Here is a 2,558-nt window from a genome sequence, read left to right on the forward strand (position 1 = left end):
TGCTAGGAGTCAGCAAAGCAAACCTCGTATCCGGTTGATCTGCGCGATACGGCCACGCATGAGCAGGCTGCGGTGCGATGCATGGGCTGGATATCTTGCTGCTGAACGTTGCTTAGTACGACGTAGTGCATGGTCGGACGGGATGCAGCTTCGACATTTCGATCTGTGATTTGAAGACGAATCGTGGCGATGATATGTGCGCGACGTTGCACCTGCGAGCCCAGTAATGCGCTCCAACACAAGCTTCCGTCACGATCGTTTGCGTTCATCCACCGAAGGTGGACGACGCCACGATCACGACGTTCAGTGGTCGGCTGCTCCATTCATGGATCAGGCTGTTTGACACTATAAATTTATAACAGTGGGCGCACCATAAACAAGGAGCGTGCGCAGCTAGGTGCCCCCGTAGGTGCCCCCTTTCCGTGCCCAACGCGAAAGGCCGAAATGCCCAGGGTCGCCGGTCGACTTGACATCCCTGTCTTCCTTTTTTCACTCGCGCATACGTCGCCCGTTCCGGGCGATTGCTCATCCAGTCCGCTCAATCCGTTCCACTGCTCGCACAGCGTGTCCGTCAACGCCGGCAGTCATCCGACGCGCTATGTAAGGCGGTATCCATTGCTCACTGTTACCCGGAACAGTGCTTCGCGCTCATCGGTGCCAGCTTGCGCAGTCAATTTCTTGAAAGCGTTCCAACCGTTTTTGAATGGCTAGATCCCTTATCGACCGGCTCTCGAAAGGCACGAACGGGCGGGTATGCCGCGGCCCGGATTTTTCTGGACACAGATTTGATGTAAAACAGCTTTCCAGAAAAGGAGCTTTTCATGCTGAAGAAGGTGCCCACACAGGCTGTTGCGCCGCAGGCGCTGAAAGGAGCGCGTAGCGCGACTGGAAGTGCGGCGCGGCCGATGAAGTCAAGCGCTGGTCCACCGGGAGAAAGCGCAGCGTGGTACTTCGCCTGCTGCGCGGCGAGCCTGTCGATGCCGTTTCCCGTGAAGTCGGCGTGCCGATCGCGCGGCTTGAATCGTGGCGTGAGATGGCTCTGGCGGGGATGGATGCGGGCCTGAAGGAGCGGCACAGCGATCCTCTTGAAGCCCGGCTCAATGAGGCCATGCGCCGCGTTGGCGAGTTGACCATGGAGAACGAGATCCTGCACAAGGAGCGCGAGCGGCAGGCGCGCCCCCCTTTAGCCGCGCGGAAGTCGTCGAAATGAGCAACGAGACTTCCGCTGCTACCGGCAGGCGCTATGGCCTGAAGCGCGTTTGTCAGACGCTCAATTTCCCTCGTTCGTCGATCCATGCCGAACGCGCCAGGGCAAAGGCTACCGTCACTCCCATCACCAGGCAAACGCGGTCCCAAACCGAGGGTTCCGGACGTCGCCTTGCTGCAAGCCATCCAGGATGATCTGGAAAGCTCGCCGTTCACCGCCGAGGGGCATCGTAAGGTATGGGCCCGTCTGCGCATTCTGCGCGACATACGGGCCTCGCGTGAGCGTGTGCTGCGTCTGATGCGCGAACACCATCTGCTTTCGCCGCATCGCGGGCCGCGGGCGAGGCAAATCTCCACGACGGACGGACCACAACCGATACGCCCAACGAGATGTGGAGAACCGATGGGGTTCGCATCCAAACCGTGGACGATGGTCTGGTGTGGGTCTTCGCGGCCGTCGATCATTGCGACGGGTATTGGGCAGGTATCCACGCGGTGAAGGCTGGCGACCGCTTCGCCGCGCTTGAGCCTGTTGCTCAGGGGCTGCAAAGCGAATTCGGCGGGGTGAGTGCCGCGATCGGAGCGGGACTGACGCTGCGGATGGATCATGGCTCCCAGTACACGTCCGACGACTTTCGGAACCAGCTCAAATTCTGGGGCGTCACGGCCAGCTACGCCTTCGTCGCCGAACCGCAAACCACTGGCGCCGCTGAGCGGTTCAATCGGACCATGAAAGAACAAGCGATTCACGGGCGTATCTTCAGGAATGTTGATGAGGTTCGTGACGCTGTCGTTGACTTCAAAGATCGTTACAACCGAGAATGGCGGCTGGAAAAACTGGGCTTCATGTCACCGCTCGAAGCCCGTCAGGCACGGATGTTTAAACAGGCCGCCTGAGTCCCAAAACCGTGTCCAAACAATCCGGGCCGATACACGAACGGGCGGGTAATTGTTGGTTGTACTCACGGGATGTGTTTCCTCTCCTGCAAATGCAAGGCGCGCGGTGATGGCGGGCAACAACATCGAAGTTGCGAGAGCGCCGAGAACCCCACGGCGTCGGAACGAGGGACGTGGCTCCATTCTCAATCTCCGCGACCGAAAGCGTATAGGGACAAGGTCAGCAGGGTCGTGATACCCAGCACGATCGAAAGACCCGTCATGCCGGCCGAAAACGTACCAAAACTGTCCTTGAGGTACCCCACGAGGTACGGTCCCGCGAAGCCGCCTAGCGCACCGATCGAGTTGATGAACGCCAACCCGCCGGCGGCGGCCTGTCCGGAAAGGAATCGCGCCGGGAGCGTATAGAAAATCGTCCGGCCTGCAATCGTGCCGATCAGCGCCAGCGTGATGCC

General features: G+C 59.8%; 3 protein-coding genes and 2 pseudogenes. 3 read left to right on the plus strand and 2 right to left on the minus strand.

Translation table 11 applies throughout. The features are described from left to right. Positions 1–596: 596 nt before the first annotated feature. A pseudogene (locus tag BMI01S_RS43695) lies at positions 597–727 on the minus strand (amidohydrolase family protein); the annotation flags it as partial. Positions 728–943: 216 nt separating this feature from the next. On the opposite strand from BMI01S_RS43695, the gene BMI01S_RS36900 reads away from it, so the two are divergent. The 3 genes from BMI01S_RS36900 to BMI01S_RS42755 all read left to right on the plus strand — a co-directional run bounded on the left by BMI01S_RS36900 (position 944) and on the right by BMI01S_RS42755 (position 2,103). Beyond that, on the plus strand, positions 944–1,210 hold the full coding sequence (locus BMI01S_RS36900; RefSeq protein WP_208461044.1) for a hypothetical protein: 267 nt from the start codon (positions 944–946) through the stop codon (positions 1,208–1,210). Between the two features lie 84 nt (positions 1,211–1,294). After that, a complete protein-coding gene (locus BMI01S_RS44395) occupies positions 1,295–1,705 on the plus strand; it encodes a transposase (protein WP_409372332.1) in 411 nt (136 codons plus the stop codon). Next, complete coding sequence (locus BMI01S_RS42755) at positions 1,597–2,103, plus strand: integrase core domain-containing protein (protein WP_208461046.1); 507 nt, start codon at positions 1,597–1,599, stop codon at positions 2,101–2,103. The genes BMI01S_RS44395 and BMI01S_RS42755 overlap by 109 nt, the downstream gene beginning before the upstream one ends. 185 nt (positions 2,104–2,288) lie before the next feature. Here BMI01S_RS42755 and BMI01S_RS36910 read toward each other — a convergent pair. Further along, positions 2,289–2,558: pseudogene (locus tag BMI01S_RS36910) on the minus strand (MFS transporter); the annotation flags it as partial.

The sequence above is a fragment of the Paraburkholderia mimosarum LMG 23256 = NBRC 106338 genome (genome assembly GCF_000739815.1).
Taxonomy (GTDB): Bacteria; Pseudomonadota; Gammaproteobacteria; order Burkholderiales; family Burkholderiaceae; genus Paraburkholderia; species Paraburkholderia mimosarum.